This is a genomic window from Brevibacterium sp. (assembly GCF_022712115.1).
GTDB classification, from domain to species: domain Bacteria; phylum Actinomycetota; class Actinomycetes; order Actinomycetales; family Brevibacteriaceae; genus Brevibacterium; species Brevibacterium salitolerans.
Genome location: NZ_JALAHB010000089.1, coordinates 1 through 21040, shown reverse-complemented (window position 1 = coordinate 21040; position 21040 = coordinate 1). Strand labels below are relative to the sequence as shown.

27 protein-coding genes and 1 pseudogene are annotated in these 21040 nt (G+C 70.6%); 12 read left to right on the top strand and 16 right to left on the bottom strand.

Translation table 11 applies throughout. From position 1 onward, the window contains the following. The 3 genes from Q0A33_RS05645 to Q0A33_RS05635 all read right to left on the bottom strand — a co-directional run. A partial coding sequence (locus Q0A33_RS05645; RefSeq protein ID WP_291794295.1) for an SURF1 family protein occupies positions 1 to 664 on the bottom strand: 664 nt, incomplete at its 3' end. Continuing rightward, positions 661 to 891 (bottom strand): hypothetical protein, encoded by a 231-nt coding sequence (locus tag Q0A33_RS05640; RefSeq protein ID WP_291794293.1) that lies wholly within the window; start codon positions 889 to 891, stop codon positions 661 to 663. The genes Q0A33_RS05645 and Q0A33_RS05640, both read right to left, overlap by 4 nt. Then, positions 875 to 1255 (bottom strand): DUF3099 domain-containing protein, encoded by a 381-nt coding sequence (locus tag Q0A33_RS05635; RefSeq protein WP_291794291.1) that lies wholly within the window; start codon positions 1253 to 1255, stop codon positions 875 to 877. Before Q0A33_RS05635 ends, Q0A33_RS05640 begins: the two co-directional genes overlap by 17 nt. A gap of 70 nt (positions 1256 to 1325) precedes the next feature. Between Q0A33_RS05635 and fabG the strand changes: the two genes are divergently transcribed. The 3 genes from fabG (at position 1326) to Q0A33_RS05620 (ending at position 3457) form a co-directional block, all read left to right on the top strand. Further along, positions 1326 to 2060, top strand: a complete 735-nt coding sequence (gene fabG, locus Q0A33_RS05630; RefSeq protein ID WP_291794289.1) for a 3-oxoacyl-ACP reductase FabG — start codon at positions 1326 to 1328, stop codon at positions 2058 to 2060. A gap of 81 nt (positions 2061 to 2141) precedes the next feature. Then, on the top strand, positions 2142 to 2900 hold the full coding sequence (gene fabI, locus Q0A33_RS05625; protein ID WP_291794287.1) for an enoyl-ACP reductase FabI: 759 nt from the start codon (positions 2142 to 2144) through the stop codon (positions 2898 to 2900). A gap of 62 nt (positions 2901 to 2962) precedes the next feature. Next, positions 2963 to 3457 carry a histidine phosphatase family protein gene (locus tag Q0A33_RS05620; protein WP_291794285.1) on the top strand — a complete coding sequence of 165 codons (495 nt, stop codon included), beginning with the start codon at positions 2963 to 2965 and terminating at the stop codon, positions 3455 to 3457. On the opposite strand, the gene serB is transcribed toward Q0A33_RS05620, so the two are convergent. Both serB and Q0A33_RS05610 read right to left on the bottom strand, forming a co-directional pair. Next, on the bottom strand, positions 3421 to 4152 hold the full coding sequence (gene serB / locus Q0A33_RS05615; RefSeq protein ID WP_291794283.1) for a phosphoserine phosphatase SerB: 732 nt from the start codon (positions 4150 to 4152) through the stop codon (positions 3421 to 3423). The two genes, Q0A33_RS05620 and serB, sit on opposite strands and share 37 nt — an antisense overlap. Further along, on the bottom strand, positions 4149 to 4958 hold the full coding sequence (locus tag Q0A33_RS05610; protein WP_291794282.1) for a hypothetical protein: 810 nt from the start codon (positions 4956 to 4958) through the stop codon (positions 4149 to 4151). Before Q0A33_RS05610 ends, serB begins: the two co-directional genes overlap by 4 nt. A gap of 24 nt (positions 4959 to 4982) precedes the next feature. Between Q0A33_RS05610 and Q0A33_RS05605 the strand changes: the two genes are divergently transcribed. From Q0A33_RS05605 to Q0A33_RS05585, 5 genes are all read left to right on the top strand, one after another. After that, complete coding sequence (locus Q0A33_RS05605; RefSeq protein WP_291794279.1) at positions 4983 to 5768, top strand: ABC transporter ATP-binding protein; 786 nt, start codon at positions 4983 to 4985, stop codon at positions 5766 to 5768. Between the two features lie 37 nt (positions 5769 to 5805). Next, positions 5806 to 6624, top strand: coding sequence for a sulfite exporter TauE/SafE family protein (locus tag Q0A33_RS05600; protein ID WP_291794276.1), 819 nt, complete (start codon positions 5806 to 5808; stop codon positions 6622 to 6624). Positions 6625 to 6704: 80 nt separating this feature from the next. After that, entirely contained in the window at positions 6705 to 7550 is an 846-nt protein-coding gene (locus tag Q0A33_RS05595; protein WP_291794300.1) for an RNA methyltransferase, read from the top strand. Positions 7551 to 7703: 153 nt separating this feature from the next. Continuing rightward, entirely contained in the window at positions 7704 to 7973 is a 270-nt protein-coding gene (locus Q0A33_RS05590; protein WP_291794274.1) for a type II toxin-antitoxin system prevent-host-death family antitoxin, read from the top strand. Beyond that, entirely contained in the window at positions 7974 to 8228 is a 255-nt protein-coding gene (locus Q0A33_RS05585; protein ID WP_291794272.1) for a Txe/YoeB family addiction module toxin, read from the top strand. It abuts the gene before it with no gap. A gap of 32 nt (positions 8229 to 8260) precedes the next feature. Here the strand turns inward: Q0A33_RS05585 and Q0A33_RS05580 are convergent, their stop codons facing one another. The 4 genes from Q0A33_RS05580 to arsB all read right to left on the bottom strand — a co-directional run bounded on the left by Q0A33_RS05580 (position 8261) and on the right by arsB (position 12133). Continuing rightward, the gene (locus Q0A33_RS05580; protein ID WP_291794270.1) at positions 8261 to 8659 is read right to left on the bottom strand and encodes an arsenate reductase ArsC; all 399 of its coding nucleotides are present in this window, start codon (positions 8657 to 8659) and stop codon (positions 8261 to 8263) included. Positions 8660 to 8724: 65 nt separating this feature from the next. Then, positions 8725 to 9948: a chromate efflux transporter gene (chrA, locus tag Q0A33_RS05575; RefSeq protein ID WP_291794268.1), complete on the bottom strand. Its 1224-nt coding sequence runs from the start codon at positions 9946 to 9948 to the stop codon at positions 8725 to 8727. Next, positions 9945 to 10991, bottom strand: coding sequence for a metalloregulator ArsR/SmtB family transcription factor (locus Q0A33_RS05570; protein ID WP_291794266.1), 1047 nt, complete (start codon positions 10989 to 10991; stop codon positions 9945 to 9947). Before Q0A33_RS05570 ends, chrA begins: the two co-directional genes overlap by 4 nt. Then, entirely contained in the window at positions 10988 to 12133 is a 1146-nt protein-coding gene (arsB, locus tag Q0A33_RS05565; protein WP_291794298.1) for an ACR3 family arsenite efflux transporter, read from the bottom strand. The genes Q0A33_RS05570 and arsB overlap by 4 nt, the downstream gene beginning before the upstream one ends. A 262-nt stretch (positions 12134 to 12395) precedes the next feature. Here arsB and Q0A33_RS05560 point away from each other — a divergent pair, with 262 nt between their 5' ends. Next, positions 12396 to 13193: a phosphatase gene (locus Q0A33_RS05560; RefSeq protein WP_291794296.1), complete on the top strand. Its 798-nt coding sequence runs from the start codon at positions 12396 to 12398 to the stop codon at positions 13191 to 13193. A 10-nt stretch (positions 13194 to 13203) separates the two neighbouring features. On the opposite strand, the gene Q0A33_RS05555 is transcribed toward Q0A33_RS05560, so the two are convergent. From Q0A33_RS05555 to Q0A33_RS05535, 5 genes are all read right to left on the bottom strand, one after another. Continuing rightward, positions 13204 to 13554, bottom strand: coding sequence for a PKD domain-containing protein (locus Q0A33_RS05555; RefSeq protein ID WP_291794264.1), 351 nt, complete (start codon positions 13552 to 13554; stop codon positions 13204 to 13206). Positions 13555 to 14107: 553 nt separating this feature from the next. After that, positions 14108 to 14683, bottom strand: coding sequence for a hypothetical protein (locus Q0A33_RS05550; RefSeq protein ID WP_291794261.1), 576 nt, complete (start codon positions 14681 to 14683; stop codon positions 14108 to 14110). 399 nt (positions 14684 to 15082) lie between these two features. Continuing rightward, complete coding sequence (locus Q0A33_RS05545; protein ID WP_291794260.1) at positions 15083 to 15646, bottom strand: YbaK/EbsC family protein; 564 nt, start codon at positions 15644 to 15646, stop codon at positions 15083 to 15085. A 105-nt stretch (positions 15647 to 15751) separates the two neighbouring features. Beyond that, entirely contained in the window at positions 15752 to 16435 is a 684-nt protein-coding gene (locus Q0A33_RS05540; protein ID WP_291794257.1) for a type 1 glutamine amidotransferase domain-containing protein, read from the bottom strand. 41 nt (positions 16436 to 16476) lie between these two features. Further along, entirely contained in the window at positions 16477 to 17058 is a 582-nt protein-coding gene (locus tag Q0A33_RS05535) for a TetR/AcrR family transcriptional regulator (protein ID WP_291794255.1), read from the bottom strand. A 254-nt stretch (positions 17059 to 17312) separates the two neighbouring features. On the opposite strand from Q0A33_RS05535, the gene Q0A33_RS05530 reads away from it, so the two are divergent. Then, on the top strand, positions 17313 to 17567 hold the full coding sequence (locus tag Q0A33_RS05530; RefSeq protein ID WP_291794253.1) for a type B 50S ribosomal protein L31: 255 nt from the start codon (positions 17313 to 17315) through the stop codon (positions 17565 to 17567). A gap of 184 nt (positions 17568 to 17751) precedes the next feature. Here the strand turns inward: Q0A33_RS05530 and Q0A33_RS05525 are convergent, their stop codons facing one another. Both Q0A33_RS05525 and Q0A33_RS05520 read right to left on the bottom strand, forming a co-directional pair. Continuing rightward, on the bottom strand, positions 17752 to 18615 hold the full coding sequence (locus Q0A33_RS05525) for a PfkB family carbohydrate kinase (RefSeq protein WP_291794251.1): 864 nt from the start codon (positions 18613 to 18615) through the stop codon (positions 17752 to 17754). A gap of 42 nt (positions 18616 to 18657) precedes the next feature. Next, complete coding sequence (locus Q0A33_RS05520) at positions 18658 to 19128, bottom strand: tRNA (cytidine(34)-2'-O)-methyltransferase (protein WP_291794249.1); 471 nt, start codon at positions 19126 to 19128, stop codon at positions 18658 to 18660. 104 nt (positions 19129 to 19232) lie between these two features. On the opposite strand from Q0A33_RS05520, the gene Q0A33_RS05515 reads away from it, so the two are divergent. After that, positions 19233 to 20582 carry an FAD-dependent oxidoreductase gene (locus Q0A33_RS05515; RefSeq protein ID WP_291794247.1) on the top strand — a complete coding sequence of 450 codons (1350 nt, stop codon included), beginning with the start codon at positions 19233 to 19235 and terminating at the stop codon, positions 20580 to 20582. A 44-nt stretch (positions 20583 to 20626) separates the two neighbouring features. After that, positions 20627 to 21040: pseudogene (locus tag Q0A33_RS05510) on the top strand (hypothetical protein); the annotation flags it as partial.

Below are 21040 nucleotides of genomic sequence, written 5' to 3'. Positions count from 1 at the left end.
TGGTGTAGCTCAGGGTGGAGCCCGGGTCGGTGTCAGGCGCCGGCAGCGCCTCCGGCGCCTGCGTAGGTGCGGGATCCTCGGCATCGAGGTACCCGTATGCGTGCCGGTAGTGATCACCGGCATCGTCGCCCAGCACCAGATCGGGGTCCACCGCGCGCACCGAGCCCACGGCACCGGCCGAGGCCTCCGTGTTCTCCCCGGCCCGTCCCTCCTGCGCGGGACGGAGCCAGGCGGTGACCGTGACCTCGCCCTCGGGGGCGTCGGGCAGGTCGCCGGCGGCCACCTCGGCCCCGGAGCCCGGCACCCAGCCGCGCGCCACCAGCAGGGTGGGACCGGCCTCCGTCTCGAAGGGCACGAGCACCCAGGAGCCCGCACGGCCGTCCTTGGGCCGGTTGCGGGCAAGCACGGTGTCCTCCGGGCGGTAGGTTCCCTCGACGCTCACGCGGGTCCAGTCCGCTTCCTCGGCGAACGGCGCATCCGGAGAGGGGAGGGCGTGAGCGAGCGGCACCGGGACAGCACCGTAGTGGGTCTCGATGCGGTCGATCTCCGCGTCCCTGGCCTCGCGCCGGTTGTTCTGCCAGTTGGCGAGGAAGACGCAGGCCACCGCAGCGGCCAGCGTGAGCGCGATGTACCGCAGCCAGCGCCGGGTGAAGAGGAAGCTCATCCCACTCCTTCTGGAATCGCGTCCGCGGGGACGATGTCGTGGAGGAAGCCCCGGAGCGAGAGGAACTCCGCGAGGCTCTCCCTGTGGGCGGGGCAGGCGAGCCAGACCTTGCGGCGCTCCGGGGTGTGGATCCGCGGGTTGTTCCACAGCAGCGCATGGGAGGCGGTGTCACGGCAGGCCTTGGCGGAGCAGATGAGCTCCGGGGTCCGGTCAGGAGTCCCGATCATCCTCGACCACCTCGCCTTCGATCGTCTCGGGCTCCGGGGGAGTCGTCCCGCTGCCGGTGCCGGGGGCCGGCTCGTCCGCAGGTGCGTCCGTGAGCGCCTGCGGCGGGGGAGGCGTGTACTCGCTCATGGTGTAGGAGACCTGGCGCTCGTTGGCGGCATTGGCGATGAGCACCGCGACATAGGGCAGGACGACGGCACCGGCGACCATCACCCAGCGCAGCCAGCCCGTGGTCGCGAAGGCGAGCACGAGGCAGATCACACGGATGATCATCGAGATCGTGTACCGGCGCACACGGTTCCGGAAGTCCTTGTCTGCGGACTCCTGTGCCTCAGTGACAGAAGTCGGCTCTCTTCGTTCGACCATAGCTACCACCGATCCTATCTCCGCTAGGCTGATGCGAGCTGACACAGACCCCGGCTTCACAGGAGTGCACATGGCGGACACACCGTCCACGCAGGATCCGAGTTCCCGCGTCGTCCTCGTCACGGGCGGCAACCGCGGCATCGGCCGCACCATCGCGGAGGAGATGGCCGCGGCCGGCCACCGCGTCGCAGTGACCTCGCGCAGCGGGGACGCCCCGGACGGCGTGCTCGCCGTCGCGGCGGACGTCACGGACGCGGCCTCCCTCGATGCGGCCTTCGCCACGGTGGAGGACGCGCTCGGACCGGTGGAGATCGTCGTGGCCAACGCCGGCATCACCGCGGACAACCTGCTCATGCGGATGAGCGAGGACGAGTTCACCTCCGTCGTGGATACGAACCTGGGCGGCGCCTACCGCACCGTGCGCCGTGCGATCACCAACATGGTCCGGGCCAAGTACGGGCGGATCGTCCTCGTCTCCTCCGTCTCCGGGCTCATGGGCGTGGCCGGGCAGGCCAACTACTCCTCCTCCAAGGCCGCCCTGGTGGGCCTGGCCCGCTCGATCACGCGCGAGGTGGGCTCCCGCGGCATCACCGCCAACGTGGTGGCGCCGGGCTTCATCCGCACGGACATGACGGACGCCCTGCCGGAGAAGCAGCAGAAGGAGTACCTGCAGACGATCCCGGCCAAGCGCTTCGCCGAGGCCTGGGAGGTCGCAAAGGTCGTCCGCTGGATCTCCTCCGACGAGGCCGCCTACATCTCCGGCGCGGTCATCCCCGTGGACGGCGGCCTGGGCATGGGACACTGATCCCGGCCACGTGCCCCACGGCTTCCAGACACTTCAGCTGCTCCTCAGCAGAGCTTCTCCACACACAGAAAGGCCCCACACATGGGAATCCTCGACGGCAAGCGCATCCTCGTCACCGGCGTGCTGACGGAGGCCTCGATCGCCTTCTCCGCCGCCCGCCTGGCACAGGAGCAGGGGGCTGAGGTCATCCTCTCCTCGTTCGGCCGCCAGATGAAGATCACCTCCGTCATCGCCGAGCGCCTGCCCCAGCCTGCGCGCGTCATCGAGCTCGACGCGACCAGCGAGGAGGACCTCGCCGCGCTGCCGGAGCGCCTGGGCGGCAACATCGACGGCATCGTCCACGCGATCGCCTTCGCCCCCAAGGACGCACTGGGCGGTGTGTTCCTCGACACGCCGTTCGAGTCCGTCTCCAACGCCGTGCACGTCTCCGCGTTCTCGCTCAAGGCCATCGCCGTGGCCGCCAGGCCGGTCCTCAACCCGGGGGCGGGCATCGTGGCGCTCACGTTCGACGCGACCGTCGCCTGGCCCGTCTACGACTGGATGGGCGTGGCGAAGGCCGCGCTGGAGTCCACCGCGCGCTACCTGGCGAAGTACCTGGGCGGCGAGGGCATCCGCGTGAACCTCGTCTCCGCCGGTCCGCTCAAGACCACCGCGGCGACCTCCATCCCCGGCTTCGAGGGCCTCGAGGCCATGTGGGGCGACCGCGCGCCGCTCGGGTGGGACCAGAAGGACACGGAGCCGGCGGGCAAGGCCATCGTCTCCCTGCTCTCGGACTGGTTCCCGGCGACGACCGGTGAGATGGTCCACGTGGACGGCGGCTTCCACATGACCGGCGCATGAGCTGACGGTCCGCAGCGAGCTCCCCTGAGCTCCGTGCCGCGGCGGGCGGGTACTGTGAGGGCATGCCCCTCCTGGTACTCGCCCGTCACGCATTCACCCCCTCCGCGCCTGCCTCCGGCACCACTGACTTCGAGCGCCCCCTGGACGCGACAGGGCTCGCGCAGGCGCGGCGGATGGGTGCCTTCCTCGCCGCGTTCGCCGCAGGCGAGGGAACGCCGCTGGACACCGTGATCGCCTCTGCCGCGGTGCGGACCATGCAGACCGCGCGTGCGGCGGCGGAGGGGCTGGGGATGGACGCCGAGGCGGTGCGCCCGGACCGTGCCCTCTATGACGCGACCGCCGCGGAGTGGGAGGAGACGATCGCCACGATCCCCGCCCGGGCCTCGGGTGCACTCGTCGTGGGACACCAGCCCGCGCTCACGGACATCGTCGCCGCACGCTCCGGCGTGTGGCCGCTGCCCGGCCTGCGGCCCAGCACCGTGGCCGTCTTCCGGCTGGACTCGTGGGAGCAGGAGCCGCCCTACGGGGAACCGGCGGTGCTGCGCGACTTCGTCTGAGCGCGGGCGTGCGGCTGGAGGCGCCCTCTCTCTGCGAGCAGCCGCTGTGCACCCTCCCAGACCTGCATGAGGTCGCGCTCGTCCACGATGAGGTCCGCGTGCTCCCGCAGGGCGGGCTTGGCGCAGAAGGCGACGCCCACCTCGGCGGTGCGCAGCAGGTCCCGGTCGTTGGCCCCGTCACCTACCCCCACCGTGCGGCGCAGGCCGATGCCCCGGCGCTGTGCGATCTCCCGCAGCCGCGCGGCCTTGGCCGGACGGTCGACTATGGAGCCCGCCACCTCGCCCGTGAGCACTCCTGCCGCCTCGTCGACGCCGAGGCCGTTGGCCCAGATCTCCGTGATGCCGAGGCCCTGGGTGAACCGCTCTATGACGGCGGTGAAGCCCCCGCTCACCAGTGCCACGGTCCAGTCCGCGGCGTGCGCGGCGGCCACCAGCTCCCGGGCGCCGTGCGTGAGGGTGACGGCACGGGCCGCGGCCTCGACCTCGGTGACGGGGACGCCCCTCAGCACGGCCACCCGTGCGCGCAGGCTCGCGGCGAAGTCCAGCTCACCGGCCATGGCGCGCTCCGTGACGGCGGTGACCTCGGCCTCGCGGCCGGTGGAGCGGGCGAGGAGTTCGATGACCTCCTGGTCGATGAAGGTCGAGTCGACGTCGGAGACGAGCAGGCCGGCCGTGCCGGTGCGGGGAGAGGTCATGCTTCCATCCTAGTGAGCGCCGTGATCACCCGGGCGGCGGCCGCGTGCACCTGCTCCAGGGCCGCGCCCAGTGCCGAGCTCCCGGTCTGGGCCGGCACTGCGAGCGAGGAGAGGCTGTAGTGGACGTGCATGGCGGTGTGGAGTGCGGCGGCACGGTCGTGGTCGCCGAGCACGGCGGCCAGGGCCGTGTGCACGGCATCGCTGCGTGCGCCGCTGAGCTCCCACTGCCAGTCCCGCCAGGGCAGGCCCTCCACCGCGACGGCTCCTGTGCCCTCGGAGCCTGAGTCCTCGGCCTCCACCGCGGCGAGTGCGTGCATGACGGTCTCCCGCAGACGCCGGCTCGCCTCGGCCGCCGTGAGGTGGTCGACCGTGGTGTAGGCGGTGCGGGCGCACGGGACCATCGCGGTGTCCGCCTCCGTGCCGATCGCGAGCACGCCCAGCGAGGCGCCCTCGGCGTCCTCCACCACGCAGAGTGCGCGGGTGCGGGCCGCGGGACGGGCGGTGGCGCGGCGAGCCTCGCGCTCCAGGCGGGGCACGCGCAGCGGGAGGGTCGGGTGCACGGGCTCCGCACGCACCCGTGCGGCACCGCACCGGCGGGCACCGGCCTCCCACAGGAGCAGTCCGGTGGGGACCTCCGCGCCGCCGCCGGCCGGGGGCGCGAAGACGGAGTCGGAGACGAGCAGCGGCACCGGCAGACCGGCTGTGAGGAACGCCTCAGCGGCGGCGTCGGGGGAGATGTCACCGCGCAGCCGCGCGGTGAGCGCGGAGGCGAGCAGGACCGGCAGGAGGGGAGTCGTCTGGAGCATCGCTGGAAGTATAGGGTGAGCCGTATGAGCGGAGTACTCGAATTCGACTCGGTCAGCGTCCGACGGGGACAGTCGTTCCTCCTCGATGACATCAGCCTCACCATCGCCGAGGGTGAGCACTGGGCGGTCCTGGGACCCAACGGGGCGGGCAAGACCACGCTCCTGCAGCTGGCAGGCGCCCGCATGCACCCCACGACCGGTGCGGTGCACATCCTCGAGGAGAAGCTGGGGCGGGTCGACGTCTTCGAGCTGCGGCCGCGGATTGGCTTCGCCTCCTCGAACCTCATGCAGCAGACCCCGCGCTCCGAGCTCGTCCGGGACTTCGTCCTCACCGCTGCCTACGGGGTGCTGGGCCGCTGGACGGAGGAGTACGAGCCCGATGACGTCGCACGCGCCGAGGACCTGCTCGCCGCCTTCCGCATCGGCGAGCTCGCGGACCGCGAGTTCGGCACGCTGAGCGAGGGCGAGCGGAAGCGCGCACAGATCGCCCGCGCCCTTATGACGGACCCGGAGCTGCTGCTGCTCGACGAGCCGGCGAGCGGCCTCGACCTGGGCGGGCGCGAGGAGCTCCTGCAGGCGCTCACGGAGATCGTGGGCTCCAAGCACGCTCCCACCACCCTCATGGTCACCCACCACGTCGAGGAGATCCCGCTGGGCATCACGCACGCCGTGATGGTGCGCGAGGGCGGTCTGGTCGCCGCGGGGCCGCTGGCGGAGGTGCTCACGGAGGACAACCTCGAGTCGACCTTCGGTCTGCCCGTCATCCTCACGGAGCAGGACGGCCGCTACGCCGCACGCGCGCGGCTGTGACGCGGCGTTCTGACGCAGCCCTGAGGGAGCTGGGCTGATGGGGCTCTTCGAGAGCATGGACCTGCTCACCGCCGCGTTCATCCTGTTCGCGGGACTGGGAGCGGGTGCGATCAACGCGGTCGTGGGCTCCGGCACGCTCATCACCTTCCCCGTCCTCGTGGCGGCGGGCATCCCGCCCGTCACGGCGACGATGAGCAACGCGCTGGGTCTGATCCCCGGCAACGTGGCCTCCTCCTTCGGCTACCGGGAGGAGATCCGCGGGCAGGGCGGGCGCCTGCTGAGGCTCGTCCCGGCCTCGCTCGCGGGTTCGCTCGTGGGCGCCTATCTGCTGCTCCACCTGCCGGAGACGGCGTTCGAGTCGATCGTGCCCGTCCTCATCGTCCTCGCACTGCTGCTGGTGATCTTCCAGCCGGTGCTCCAGCGCGTGGTGCGCGAGCGCAAGCAGATGGCCGCACCGGAGCTCGACGTCCACGGCGGCCTTGCGACGATGTCCACCGGGCGCTGGGCCGGGGTGATCGCGGTGGTGTTCCTCACCGCGATCTACGGCGGGTACTTCGCCGCGGCGCAGGGCGTCATCCTCATCGGCCTGCTGGGCCTGCTGCTGCCGGATCCGCTGCAGCGGATCAACGGCGCCAAGAACGTCCTCGTGCTGGTGGTCAACGTCACCTCCGCCACGGTCTACACGATCGTCGGGCACGATCGCATCGACTGGGCGGCGGTGCTCCTCATCGCCGTGGGCTCACTGCTGGGCGGATACTTCGGGGCGCGCGTGGCCCGGAAGTTCAGCCCCGTGGTGCTGCGCACCGTCATCGTCGTGCTGGGCCTGGTGGCCTTCTGGAGGATCCTCACGCTGTGAACACCCCCAGGAAGCCCGAACCCACCGACGCGCAGATCCGCGAACTCGCCGCCCGCCACGGCATCGCCGCGGAGCGGCTGCTGTTCCTGGACGACGACCGCGCCCCCGTGGCGTCTTCGACCTCGGCACTCCTCAGCGAGTACGAGAAGCTCACGGACGTGCGTCTGCGCGCGTCCTCGGAATCGAGCTGGGGCCTCTACATCGCGGAGTCCACGAAGATCATCGAACGGGCGCTGGCGGCCGGACACCGCCCGCGGTCGTTCCTCATGACGCGTGAGTGGTTCTCCCGTCTGGCGGAGAGCCTGGGGGAGGCCGGCTGGGGCGCTCCCGGAGCCTCGGGTGCTGAGGCGCCCCTGCTCATCGGGTCCGAGGCACGCGTGGAGGCCGTCACCGGTTACCACCTGCACCGCGGGGCGTTGGCCTCCATGCACCGGCCGGCACCCGTGCCCGTCGCCGAGGCCGTGTCCGGGGCCCGGCGGGTGGTGGTGGTCGAGGACGTGGTGGACCACACGAATCTGGGGGCGATCTTCCGGTCCGCCGCCGGCCTCGGGGTCGATGCGGTGCTCCTGTCGCCGCGCTGCGCGGACCCGCTCTACCGGCGCTCCATCCGTGTGTCCATGGGCACGGTCTTCCAGATGCCGTGGGCGCGCATGGACGAGTGGCCGGCGGGGCTGGAGAGGCTCAGGGAGGCCGGATTCACGGTCGCCGCGCTGGCGCTCGAGGACAACTCGGTGAGCCTGCGCGAGTTCGCCGCGCAGGTGGAGGGGCCGGTCGCCCTCGTGATGGGCACGGAGGGCGATGGCCTGCGCCGGTCGACGATCCGCGCGGCGGACGTGACCGTCCTCATCCCCATGGGGCACGGCGTGGACTCCCTCAACGTCGCCGCAGCCACGGCCGTGGCCTGCTATGCCCTGCAGGAGGGGTGAGGTCCCTCAGCTCCGTTCGACGGTGCCGACACCACACGGACGCCGCGAATGTGCTCGCCCCCCGGAAGACCATCGGCGCGACGCACCACGACGGCACCGTCGTCAGTGGTACCATTCATCGGTACCACTCTTGCGACTGCGGAGGTCCTCACCATGTCCATCAGTGCCAGCGAGGCTCGTAAGACGCTGTTCCCGCTCATCGAACAGGTGAACGCGGATCACGAGGCCGTCGAGATCGTGTCCCGTAAGGGCAACGCGGTGCTCATGCCTGCTGATGAATACGCCGCATGGCAGGAGACCGCGTACCTGTTCCGTTCACCGGCGAATGCAAGACGCCTGCTGGACGCGTACGACCGGGCGCGAGCAGGGAAGACGGAGTCGCATGAACTCGACCGCTCCGACGATCCCGTCGAGGATGCCTGAGTGCGTCTGGTCTGGGATCCTTCCGCATGGGAGGACTACACGCACTGGCAGAAGGCCGACCGACGGGTCCTGAAGCGGATCAGCACGCTCATCGATGCATGCCTGCGTACGCCTTTCGAGGGCATGGGGAAACCCGAACAGCTGAGGTACGGCGCGCAGGGCGCATGGTCCCGCCGCATCACGGACGAGCACAGGCTCGTCTATCTGGTCGACGGCGATGACCTGGTCATCCTGCAGGCTCGCTACCACTACTGATCCGTGCGGGTACCGGGCAGCTCGCCCGCTGCTCAGCCCACCAGCTCGTCCACGAGCGCCTCGACCCTGCGCCTGATCTCGTCGCGGATGGGACGGACGGCCTCGATGCCCTGGCCCGCAGGATCCTCCAGCTCCCAGTCCTCGTAGCGCTTGCCGGGGAAGATCGGACAGGCGTCCCCGCAGCCCATGGCGATGACCACGTCGGAGGCCCGCACCGCCTCGGGGGTGAGCACCGCAGGCTGCGCGGAGGCGATGTCGATGCCCTCCTCTCGCATGGCCTCGGCCGCGACCGGGTTGATCTGCTCCGCCGGCAGGGAACCCGCGGAGAGGACCGTCACGCGGTCTGCGGCGAAGTGCCGGAGGTAGCCGGCGGCCATCTGGGAGCGTCCGGCGTTGTGCACGCAGACGAAGAGGACGGTGGGTGCGGTCATGAGGGTTCTCCTGGTGTTGTCTCTAGGCGGGGGAGCGAGGCTTCCCGAACGGGGAACTGATCCCCTCAGGCGAGGAGTTCGAGGACGAGGCCGCCTGCGGCCCCTGCGAGGACGACGGCCCAGGGCGGGAGCTTCCAGGCGATCAGCAGGACGAAGCAGACCACTGCGAGGCTGAAGGCGCCCGGCCCCGTGATCGCGGTGGTGAAGACCGGCATGTACAGGGCGGCGGCGAGGATCCCCACCACCGCTGCGTTCGAGCCCCGCATGACTGCCTGCGCCCACACCCTTCGGCGCAGCGCCTCCCAGAAGGGAAGGACGCCCACGAGGAGGAGGAATCCGGGGAGGAAGATCGCCAGCAGTGCGATCCCGGCACCGAGCATGCCGCCCGGCCCCGTCGCAGAGACGGCACCGAGGAAGGCCGCCACCGTGAATAGCGGGCCGGGGACGGCCTGCGCCGCTCCATACCCGGTGAGGAACTCCTGCCCGGTCACCCATCCGGTCTCCACCGTGCCCGCCTGCAGCAGGGGCAGGACCACATGCCCGCCGCCGAACACGAGGGAGCCGGCGCGATAGAAGGCCTCGAACAGGGCGAGCGCGCCGGAGCCGGTGACGAGCACGAGCAGGGGAGTGCCCAGCAGGAGGACGGTGAAGAGGGACAGGCACACGATCCCGAGGCTGCGGCGCACAGGACTGAGCCGCACAGCAGCGTGCGGTGCGGCCGCGGCGGGCTCGTCCTGCGTGCGGCAGAACAGGCACCCCGCGAGCGCCCCGAGCACGAGGGCGGTGATCTGCCCCGCGGAACCGGGCAGCAGCAGGGCCGCGACCGCAGCGGCGGCGGCGATGGCGGCGCGCTGCCGATCCGGGGCGAGGGTGCGCGCCATGCCCAGCACGGCCTGCGCGACGATTGCGACCGCGACGATCGTCAGCCCCGTGAGCAGCCCCTCGCCCACGGGCCCGGAGAACACCGCCGCGCCGGAGGCGAAGGCGACGAGGAGAACCGCCGAGGGCAGTGTGAACGCGGCGAACGCGGCGAGTGCTCCGTGGAACCCCGCACGGTGCAGACCCAGGGCGAACCCCACCTGGCTGGAGGCCGGCCCGGGCAGGAACTGGCACAGTGCCACGAGTTCCGCGTACTCCCGGTCTCCCAGCCACTTCCGCCGCTCGACGAGTGCGGAGCGGAAGTAGCCGAGGTGCGCGACCGGTCCGCCGAAGGAGGTGAGGCCGAGCACGAGGAACACGCGGAACACCTCCCACGCGGACCGCCTCGGGCCCGCCTGCGCGCTCCTCATCCGGTCTCCTCCTGCGCGGAGTGCAGGGAGGCGAGGAGCACGCGGACCCGGGCCTCGAGGTCGTCGCGGATGGCGGCGACCCCCTCCGCCGAGGCCAGCGCCGGGTTGCCGACGGCCCAGTCCTCGTAGCGGACGCCGGGGACGACCGGGCAGACGTCGCCGCACCCCAGCGTCACCACCACATCGGCGGCGCGGACCGCCTCATCCGTGAGCGGCTTGGGGAAGACCGGGTGCTCGTCGCCGACCAGCTCGTCGAGCAGCGCCCGGACGGGCGGATGCACCCGTGCCGCCGGCGCGGCACCGGCGGAGCGTGCGATCACGGACCCCTGAGAGAGATGATGGGCGAGCGCCGCGGCGAGCTGCGAGCGCCCGGCGTTCGCCGTGCACACGAACAGCAGCTGCGGCCGCGGTGCGGTCCCTTCCGGTTCGCTCCGTGCCGGGTGGTTCGCGCGTGTGCGGTCACGCACCAGGTCGGCCAGGCGCTGTTCGGCGAAGGCCGCCGTGAGCGGCAGCAGATCCGCGGAGACGCGCCCTGTGCGGGCGAGTGCTGCGAAGGAGTCCCTCACCGTTCCGGTCACGAGCTCGGCAGACAGCGCCGAGGTGCGGACGGCGAGCCTCTGCGCCAGCAGGGTCACCTGCGCGTCCAGGTCCGGCCGTGGGGCGTCCTCCGCGCCCACCCCGGCAGCGGTCTGCTCCAGGAGCGTCGCGGGCGCGAAGGCGTCGAGGAGGGCGGTCACGGCAGAGCGCCGGCTCGCGTCGATCCGGTACCAGACCCAGGTGCCGCGGCGTTCGGAGGTGAGCACTCCCACGTCCTTGAGGACCCTGAGGTGGTGGGAGATGGTGGGCTGGGAGACCTCGGCGAGTCCGGCGAGGTCGCAGACGCAGGCTTCGCCGCGGGGATCGGCCGCGAGTGCCGAGAGCATCCGCAGGCGGAGCGGATCCGCCAGCGCCTTGAGCACCCCGGCGAGCGCGGTCGCGTGCTCGGTGCCGATCGCGTGTGTGACGACGGGAGTGCAGGTCTCCTCCGCAGGACCGCCGTTCATGCGCGGTCCTGACCCTGCACGGCGGTCTGTTCCTGCATCACGTCCTGCTGGGCCGCGGTGTCCCGCTCCCGGACAGGGGAGCGCGAGGGCTCTCCGGGAAGCGCCCGCGGCTCGGTGCGGAACACGGTGCGCGCAGCCCACAGGGAGACGTAGACCAGCCCCACGAGCACGGGAACTTCGATGAGGGGTCCCACCACTCCCGCCAGCGCCTGTCCGGAGGTCGCGCCGAACGTGCCGATCGCCACCGCGATGGCGAGCTCGAAGTTGTTGCCGGCAGCGGTGAAGGCCAGTGAGGCGGACCGCGCGTAGCCCAGGCCGAGGACCCGGCCGAGCAGGAGGCCGGCACACCACATGAGGGCGAAGTAGACGAGCAGCGGGAGCGCGATCCGGGCGACGTCGAGCGGTCTTCGCGTGATCGCCTCGCCCTGGAGGGCGAACAGCATGACGATGGTGAACAGCAGGCCGTACAGGGCCCAGGGACCCACGCGGGGGACGAAGGTGCGCTCGTACCAGTCCCGGCCTCGGCGGCGCTCTCCGATCCGCCGGGAGACGAAGCCTGCGACCAGGGGCACACCCAGGAACACGAGGACGTTAAGGGCGATCTGGCCGACGGAGACCTCGAACCCCTGCGTGTCGAGGCCGAGCCACCCCGGCAGGACGGTGAGGTAGAACCAGCCGAGCAGGGAGAACGCGAGCACCTGGAAGATCGAGTTGAGCGCGACGAGGACCGTTGTGGCCTCCCGGTCGCCGCATGCGAGGTCGTTCCAGATCACCACCATCGCGATGCACCGCGCCAGACCCACGATGATGAGACCTGTGCGGTACTCCGGCAGATCGGGGAGGAACAGCCATGCGAGGGCGAACATCACGGCAGGTCCGGCGACCCAGTTGAGCAGCAGCGAGGAGAGGAGGAGCCTCGTGTCCCCGGTCACCGCGGCGATCCTGTCGTAGCGGACCTTCGCCAGGACCGGATACATCATCATGAGCAGGCCGAGGGCGATGGGTACGGAGATCCCGCCGAGCTCCAGGCGCGACAGGAGCGGGGCGATGCCGGGAACGAGGCGGCCCAGCAGTAGGCCGGCGACCATCGCGAGGCCGATCCAGGCGGGCAGCCACCGGTCGAGGGCGGACAGGGGGCGCATGGTGGGCGCGGTCGCGGGCGGAGTGGCCGGCGGGAGGCCGGTCTGATTCGACATGTTTCTATATTGATGGATCTCTAATCAATGGGCAAGGCGGGAGAGCGGCTGAAAGGGATGGGGCGGGCCCGGATAAGCTGAGCGACGTCTGTCGCCATCGTCTCCCGCCCGTGGGGCCCTGCCTGCGGGCGGGCCCTCCCTGACGGACGCCGGCCAGGATGATGCACACGACGCCGATGCACACGACACCCGAGGAGCATGCGTGACCCTGCAGTCCGAATCGGACCTTCGCACCCAGCTGGCCGTCCACCTCGATGCCGCACGCATCACGGGCGAGGTGGGGACGCCGCGGGAGAACAACCTCTCGCACATCCACCGCTTCCTCGCACAGGAGCGGCAGTTCGACTTCGGTGTGCCGCTGGAGCGCGACTGGGACTACGCCTCCGTCTTCGCTCTCATGGTGGAGCGCGCGGGCCTGCGGCCTGAGGAGGCGTTCGTCGAGGGTGTGGACACCATCTCCGCGTCGCTCTGCATCGCGGCCCTCGACCGCATGCGCATGGTCCTGCGGGAGGTGGCGGCGGCCGGAGGGCGGATCCTCTTCGCCTCCGGGCATCCCGCCGGTCTGCTGCCGGTGCACCAGGCCGTGGCCGAGTGGGCGCGGAGCGAAGGCGCCGAGGTGGTGGCCGCGGAGGCCTTCGCGGCGGACCCCGCCACCCTGCGGATCCCCGTGCCGGAGCCCACCGGCGGTGACGTCCGCCGGCTGGGCCTGGTGCACGTGTGGCATCAGCACGGGGGAGTGCCGCACACGCATCTGGCCGAACCCATGCAGGCGCTGCTGGCGGCACTGGATGCCGCCGGTGCACCGAGGCCGGACCTGGTGGTCGCCGACCACGGCTGGGCCGGCGCGGCCGGCTCCGCAGGTCTGCGGACGGTGGGCTATGCGGACTGCAACGACCCGGCACTCTTCGTCGCCGAGGCGCAGGGCCAGCTGGAGGTGACGGTGCCGCTGGATGACGACGTGGTGCCGCAGCTCTATCAGCCGATGATCGACTACCTCCTGCGGTGAATGCCCCTGTTCAGCAGTCGGGGCCGTGGGGTGCTGCCCGGCAGTCCTCACCCACGCGGTACTTGTGGTAGCGGTACACCGTCATGGGGAGCGGGTCGCTGGGGACCGCGGCGGTGCCCGGGATGGGGCTCCAGCCCGTGCCGTAGCTGAATTCTCCGGTGTAGACAGTGGTGAGAGTGACGGAGTACTCGCCCTTTTCCGTGTAGGTGTGCGTGATGCTGCCGTCCGCCGGACGTCTGGGCTCGCGCCCCGGGCTCTTCGACCGGTCTCCCGAGCCATCGCCGAAGTCCCAGAGGAACTCGACCGGCGTGGCCCGCACCTGCAGCGGGAAGCCCAGGAGTTCGGCGTCGAAGACCTTCACCCCGGCGTCCGCCCAGAAGGCGGTCTCCTTCCCGGAGACGGTCCAGTCCCGCGGAAGCGCGTGAGGGACGGACGGCGGAATGGGGAAGGAGGCGAAATCCGATTCGTCGGGGATGGGCGGAGGTGCGGGCTGCGGTGCGGGGCCGGGCCCCGGCTGCTGCGGCGGCCGAGGCTGCGGGGCCGGGATCTACGGGCGGGGCGATCCGCACGGCGCACCGAAGTCACAGCGCGGACCGTGATCCGGATACTGCGGAGCGCGAGGGCGTTCCGGCGGGTGACTCCCACCCCCTCCGCCACCGTTGCCGCCTCCTCCGCCGTCGCCGTGGTTGCCCCCACCGCCGCCTCCACCACGATCAGGCCGGTCGGGCCGCTGCGGGGGCGGAGGTGGCTTGCCTCCAGGCTGGTCCCTCTGGCAGTCGACGCGACTGTCGCGAATTGTGCACTCCCGTGATGCTAAAGCCAATGCTGTTGTACCCGTGGCAGGTAGTAATGGAGAGGGTAAAAATAGTGCAATTATCGTTATAATAGTTGTGCGAAAATAATGAAGGCCGGGGTCAAAGAATTTCATCGCAGTTCGACTCATAATATTCTTCTTTGGTGAGAACCCAGTCACTTGCCCTCAGGTCTGCAGAGTGTATAAATAGGCGTTCGGAATCCTCTTTGTCTACTTCTTCTGTTGAGCTTTCATTCTTGCGCATCCATTTATAGTTGGTGTAATCTACACACGTCCATATCTGGGCATCCGAGCCCTCGTTGTATAGGCCAACCAGGGAGTTTTTGATAGATATGGTTCCGCGGGTTGTGGCTTGGGCCTCACTTTCCGCGTTCAGTGAATCCTGGTGCTTCTTTGCGAAATCGGCAGATAGCCGAGGTGTGAGGGACTCAAATCCCGCGAGGTGATAGTCGGTGGTCCCTGACGCATATTCAACCCACTCGTCTATGAGTAGTAGCAGCTCGTCAATCTGTTCGCGATCTTCGCTGGAAAGCTCAACGGCGCTTGTGTATGGAGGGATCGTCGGCTCGTAGGTGGACTCCGGGTCAGCTCCTGCGGTGGGGCCTACTGTGGCAGGAGCCTCGGGGTCGCCTCCGCAGGCGGTGAGCAGCAGGACTGTTGCGAGCGCTGCGGTCACGGAGCCGGTCGCACTCACGCGCCCGGAGCGCGTCCTGCTGCGAGGCCTCTGCCATGCGTGCTCTCGCGCACTTCCATGCTGCGAGCATCCGTGCCGTGCGCGCCCGTTCCCACTGGGCTCGCGTCCGCGTTCGTCAGCCTTCCCATCCACCCCAACCACACCCCATCGCCGCTCCTCACCACACTGTGAAGATCGCACCATCCCTTGCGAAACTAGTGCGTTCTCGCGCGGCCGGAAAGGCGGAAGCGGGAACCTGTGGACGGAAGTCCAGAGGTTCCCGCTTATAAGAGTGCTGCCGGTTCGCTCGCTCCGGGGCACACCGCAGGCCTGTCGTCGCGGCGAAACAGCAGTGAAACCGCAGCGACGGTGAAGCAGTCCGCGGCGGGGGCCGAAGGAGCCTCAGCCGGCCTCGACGGCCAGGTCCTCGATGACATCTGCGCCGGGGATCCGGGCAAGAGCGGCTCCGGGGAGGATGATCTTGGAGCCGCGGATGCCTGAGCCGATCACCACGGCCTCCTGCTCCACCACACGGGAATCGAGCAGCAGCCTCCACCCCTCCGGGAGGCCGATGGGCCCGATCCCGCCGTACTCCATGCCGGACTCCTCCACGGCACGGTCCATCGAGAGGAACGAGGCCTTGCGGGCGTCCAGCAGCTTCCGGATGCGCCTGTTCACATCCGCCCGGGTGGAGGCGAGCACCACGCATGCGGCGATCTGCTCGTTCTCGCCGCGCGTGCCGGCCACCACCACGCAGTTGGCGGAGGCCTCGGCGGGCAGGGAGAACGCCTCCATGAGCGCGGCGGTGTCGGCGAGCTCCGGGTCGATCTCGAAGACCTCGGCCCGGCCCGTGAAATCGGGCGCGGAGGCCGCCGCCCGTGCGACGGAGGCGCCGAGGAGCTGGGGGCGGGACTGCGCGGCCTCGGCGAGAGGAACGGTGGTCACATGTGCGGGAAGGAGACTCATGTCATCCGAGCGTACAAGCGGTTTCGCCCACGCGGGCGAGGGGTCCGTCAGTCGGTACGGGGCTCAGGTCCGCCCTCTCCCGTGCCGCCCCGGGGGATGCGCACCTCACAGGAGCGCTGCGACCCTCCTCGCCGTCGCCTTCGCGGAGCCGGGGTTCTGGCCGGTGACGAGGGTGCCGTCCGTCACCGTGTGGGAGACGAACGGCAGGCGCGCCTTCTCGTAGAGGGCCCCGCGCCTCCGCGCCTCCTCCTCGGCATTGTAGGGAACGAGCTCCGCGACCTTCGCCAGCTCCTCCTCCCGCCAGGAGAAGCCCGTCATCCTGCGTCCGGCGAGCAGGTGGGAGCCGTCGGAGAGGCGGGTGTTGAGCAGGCCGCAGTATCCGTGGCACACCGAGGAGACGATGCCGCCGCGCTCGAAGATCTCCCGCGTGATCCGCTGCAGCCCCTCGCTGTCCGGGAAGTCGTACATGACAGCGTGCCCGCCGGTGAAGAAGATCGCGTCGTAGCGTGCGGGATCGATCTCCTCGGGGCTCGCCGTGTGCTCGAGCAGTGCCGTCCTCTCGGAGCTGGCCTGCCAGGCGCGAGTGCTCCTGTCGCAGTTGGGGAGCTTCAGCGAGCGCGGCTCCAGCGGGGAGCGGCCGCCCGCCGGACTCACGAGGTCCTGCGAGAACCCGTGGTCCTCGAACACCTGCCAGGCATGCGTGAGCTCGGAGAGCCAGAGCCCGGTCGGATGGGCGGGGTCGTCGTAATGCCCCACGTTGGTGACGACGTGCAGGACTCGAGTGGACATGTGCGTGGTCTCCTTGCTCTGTGGATCGTCTGCCCGTGAAGTCACTCCGCGAGAGCGCGCAGGGTGGCGAACGACCCGCGTACGCGCGCCTCGACCTGCTCCGCGGTGCCCGCCGGGAGCTTGCCGTCGAGGTGGAGGAACGCGAGCCCGTGCGTGAGCGCCCACAGCGTCGTGGCGAGAGCCTCCGCATCCGCGGCGGGAAAGGCTCCGCGCACCGAGTCCGTGAGCAGTCCGCGCAGCTCCCCGGCCGCGCGGACGCGCTCGTCGTCCTGATCGTCGCACTCCTGCCCGAACATCAGCGTGAACAGTGCGGGACGGTCGAGCGCGAACCGCACGTAGGCGACGGCGAACCCGATGAGCTCCTCCGTCGAGTCCGCCGCGGCGCCGTCCGGCGAGAGGCACCGACGCAGCTCATGGAATCCACGCACCGCGAGCGCCGCCTCGAGCGCCTCGCGGTCCGCGAAGTGCCGGTACGGTGCCGTCTGCGAGACGCCGGCCCGGCGTGCGACGGCCCGCAGGGAGAAGGTCTCCCCGGCCTCGAGCATCGCCGAGGCCGCATCGAGCAGTGCGGACCGGAGGGCACCGTGGTGGTACGTCTCCCGCTTCGTTCCCGTTCCCGACACCTCGTCACCGGCCTTCCCGGCCTCGCTGGGCCCTCTTCGATGTGTTCAGTGTAAACACGGATGCGGCGCAGCGCCACACACGCCTCGCGGCGAGGAGGGTGTCCCTGAGCTGGTATAGTCGTCAGTCGGCCCGCGCGCGATCACACGATCAGGACCTCCATGTCCGCGTGGGCTGAGTGGGAATTCGGGCACTGGCGGGCGGAGCGCGTCTCCGCACCAGGCGCCTGAGGAGAATTCACAGCAAAGGACAGAACATGAAGAAGGACATCCACCCGGAGTACGGCCCGGTCGTCTTCAACGACCTGGCGTCCGGCACCAAGTTCCTCACGCGGTCCACCCGCACGAGCGAGAAGACGATCGAGTGGGAGGACGGCAACACGTACCCCGTCATCGACGTCGAGATCTCCTCCGCCTCGCACCCGTTCTACACGGGCAAGCAGCGCATCATGGACTCCGCCGGCCGTGTGGAGCGCTTCAAGGATCGCTACAAGGGCTTCGGCAAGCGCTGATCGTCCTTCCGGACAGCCTTCGCTGAGGGCCCGGCGCTCTGGACTCACCTCCGGAGCACCGGGCCCTCAGTGCATTCAGGCGGGGTGCGCACCCGCTTCTCTCCTAGACACCCGTTTGTTCGCGTGAATACGCGGGTGTATAGGAGAGAAGCGGGTGTCTTCGCGCGGCTGAGCGCTGAGCTCCTCAGCGCACCTCGACGCTGACGGCCACGTCCGGGTGCGGCCGCACGCGGGCGGCGGGGTGGAAGAGCGAGTCCACGCCTATCGCATTGGGCAGCGAGGCCGCGATCGCGTGGGCGACCTTCTCCTTGGCGGTGCGCACGGCCTCGGCCACGGTGAGCCCCGTCGCCAGGCCCGCAGCGATGGAGGAGGCGAAGGAGCACCCGGCCCCGTTGACCAGCTTGTTGTGGGTCTTGCGGGAGGTGAGGACGCTGATCCGCTCGCTGTCGCCCTCCAGGAGCACGTCCACGGCGTCCTCACCGGCCAGGCGCGCGCCGCCCTTGACGACCACGTTCTCCGCGCCCATCGCGTGCAGCCGGCGTGCGGCCTTGATCATGTCCTCGACGGAGGTCAGCGGCTCCATCCCCGTGAGCGTCGCCGCCTCCTCGAGGTTGGGCGTGATGACGGTGGCGAGGGGGACGAGGTTCTCCACGAAGAGGTCCGTGAGGTCCACCATGGTCCCGCTGCCCTTGCACACCAGCACGGGATCGAACACGTAGGGGAGCGGCTCTGCGAGCTCCCGTTGCACGCGCAGGCGCCTGGCGAGCTCCAGCGCGGAGTCCACGGAGCCGAGCATCCCGGACTTGAGCGCGGAGAACTCGTGGATCCGCATCGTCGACTCGAGCTGACGGACGATCTCCTCCGTCTCCAGGAAGCTGACGACGTGGACGAAGTCCGCCTCCGGGTCGAAGGTGACGATGCACGTGACGACGGCCGCGCCGAAGGCCCCGTACTCGTCGAACATCTTGAGGTCCGCCTCCAGGCCGGCGCCGCCGGAGACGTCGGAGCCGGCGATCGTGAGCACGCGCGGGACGGAAGCTGTGGTCATGGGTGTGGGTCCTTTCCTCGGACGGACTGGGAGCGGCGCAGCTCAGCTCCCGCCGGGGTAGCCGTTCTGCCGCCAGGCCTCGTAGACGGCGATGGAGGCGGAGTTGGCGAGGTTGAGCGAGCGCCGCGAGGGGAGCATGGGGATGCGCACCCGCAGGTCCACGTGCGCATCGTCGACGACCTCCGCGGGCAGTCCGGTCGACTCCCGGCCAAACAGCAGCACGTCCCCGGGCCGGTAGGCGACGTCCGCGAAGCTGTCCTCCGTGTGCGTGGTGAAGGCGATGATCCGCCGCTCGCCCAGCTGCGCCCACAGGTGGTCGAGGTCCGGGTGGATCGTCACGTGTGCGAGGTCGTGGTAGTCGAGGCCGGCCCGGCGCAGCTTCGCGTCGGACAGGTCGAAGCCCAGCGGCTCGACGAGGTGCAGGTGGGCCCCCGTCACCGCGGCCAGCCGGATGGCGTTGCCGGTGTTGCCGGGGATCTCAGGTGTGTGGAAGACGATGTCGAGGCCGTTCATAGCTGTCCCAGCCTAGCTGTAGCGTGGACGCGGCAGCGACGGGGTCGCAGCGACGACACCGCAGCGGCAGAGCGGCGGCGGAGAGAACGAGAGAGGGAGTGCACATGAGTGGGAGAACGGAGGCCGCCGAGGCCGTCGTCGTGGGCAGCGGGGTGATGGGCGCCTCGATCGCTTTGGCCCTGTCCCGCAGGGGCATGCGCGTGACAGTGGTGGACAAGGCCTCGGGCCCGGCGCAGGGCTCCACGGCGGCGACCAGCGCGATCATCCGCTTCACCTACTCCCTCCGGGACTCCATCGCCCTGGCCTGGGAATCCGCCCACATGTGGACCTCCCTGCGCTCCCACGTGCGCGCACCGGCCGAGGAGCCGGTGGCGGGATTCGTGCGCACCGGTATGGCGGTCCTCGAGGTCCCCGGCCTGCTGCCCCCGGACATCCGCATGGACTTCGACGCTCTCAGCATCCCGTACGAGGACTGGACGACAGCGGACCTGGAGCGGGAGATCCCGGGCATCGTCGCCCGCCGGTTCTTCCCGCCCGTGCGCACGGACGATCCGGCCTTCTTCGCGGACGAGCCGCAGCCGGTGACCGCTCTGCACACCCCGGACGGCGGCTACATCTCCGACCCCGTGCTCGCCACGGAGAACTTCGTCCGGGCCGCACGGCGGGAAGGTGCCCGGTTCCGCTACGGGGCCGAGGTCGTGGGCATCCGCGAGGCCGGCACGCCCCGCTGGGAGCTCGAGCTGGCCGAGGCGGCCGGCGGCGTCTCCGGCGGCACCGGCACCCGGACCACCCTGCGCGCGGACGTGGTGGTGAACGCCGCCGGCCCCTGGTCCTCCCGCATCAACGCCATGGCCGGCGTGGGCGGCGACCACGGCGTGAGCCTCACTCCGCTGCGGCAGGAGGTGCACACGGTGCCTGCGGAGTCCACCGTGCGCCGTCCGGACGGCAGCCCCATCCCCGCCCTCCTGGACGCCGGGATCGGCACCTACATGCGGCCCGAGGCCGGCGGCCAGCTGCTCATCGGCAGCGCGGAGCCGGAGTGCGACCCCCTCGAGTGGCTGGGCTCCCCGGAGGAGGCGGAGATGCGCGTGCGCGGCGCGCAGTTCGAGGCTCAGGTCCTGCGCGCGGCGAAGCGCCTGAGCGGGGTCGCGGTGCCCAACGCCCCGCGCGGCGTGGTGGGCGTCTATGACGTCGCCTCGGACTGGACGCCCGTCTACGACCGCAGCAGCGCGGACGGCTTCTACCAGGCGGTGGGCACCAGCGGCAACCAGTTCAAGAACGCGCCCATGGTGGGCGAGCTCATGGCCTGCCTCATCGAGGCCGTGGAGTCCGGGCACGACCACGACGCGGACCCCGTCCGGGTCCCGCTGCCGCTCACCGGCGGCACGCTCGGCCTGGGCATCTTCTCCCGCCTGCGGACGCCCGCGGCGACGAGCGGCACCGTCATGGGCTGACCTGCGCGCTTGCCGATTTCGAACACGCGTTCGATACTTGAGGCATGTCCGTCGCGCCCGTGCTCCCGCTCCGTCCGGGGGAGAACCCTGCGGCCGGAGAGGCCTCCCCGGCCGGAGCCGGTGCTGCGCTGCGGGACGCGCACGCGCTCACGGCCCGGCTCAGCCGTCAGCTCGGGATCCCCACCGCCACGACTCTGCTGGAGAAGGAGCGGCCCCGGCCCGTGCTCCCCGCGCTCGCCGGCCTCTTCTCCCGGGGCGGCCTGCCCCGCGGTGAGACCGTCGCCCTCACCGGGCACTCCACCCTCTCCCTCGCCCTGGCCGCGTGCGCAGCGGTGACGGCCGAGGGCGGCTGGTGCGCCGGGGTGGGATTGGGGGAGCCGGCCGTGTCCGCGCGCGCGGACCTGGGCGTGGACCTGTCCCGCTTCGTCTGCGCGGACGTCCCGGCGCAGGACTGGCTG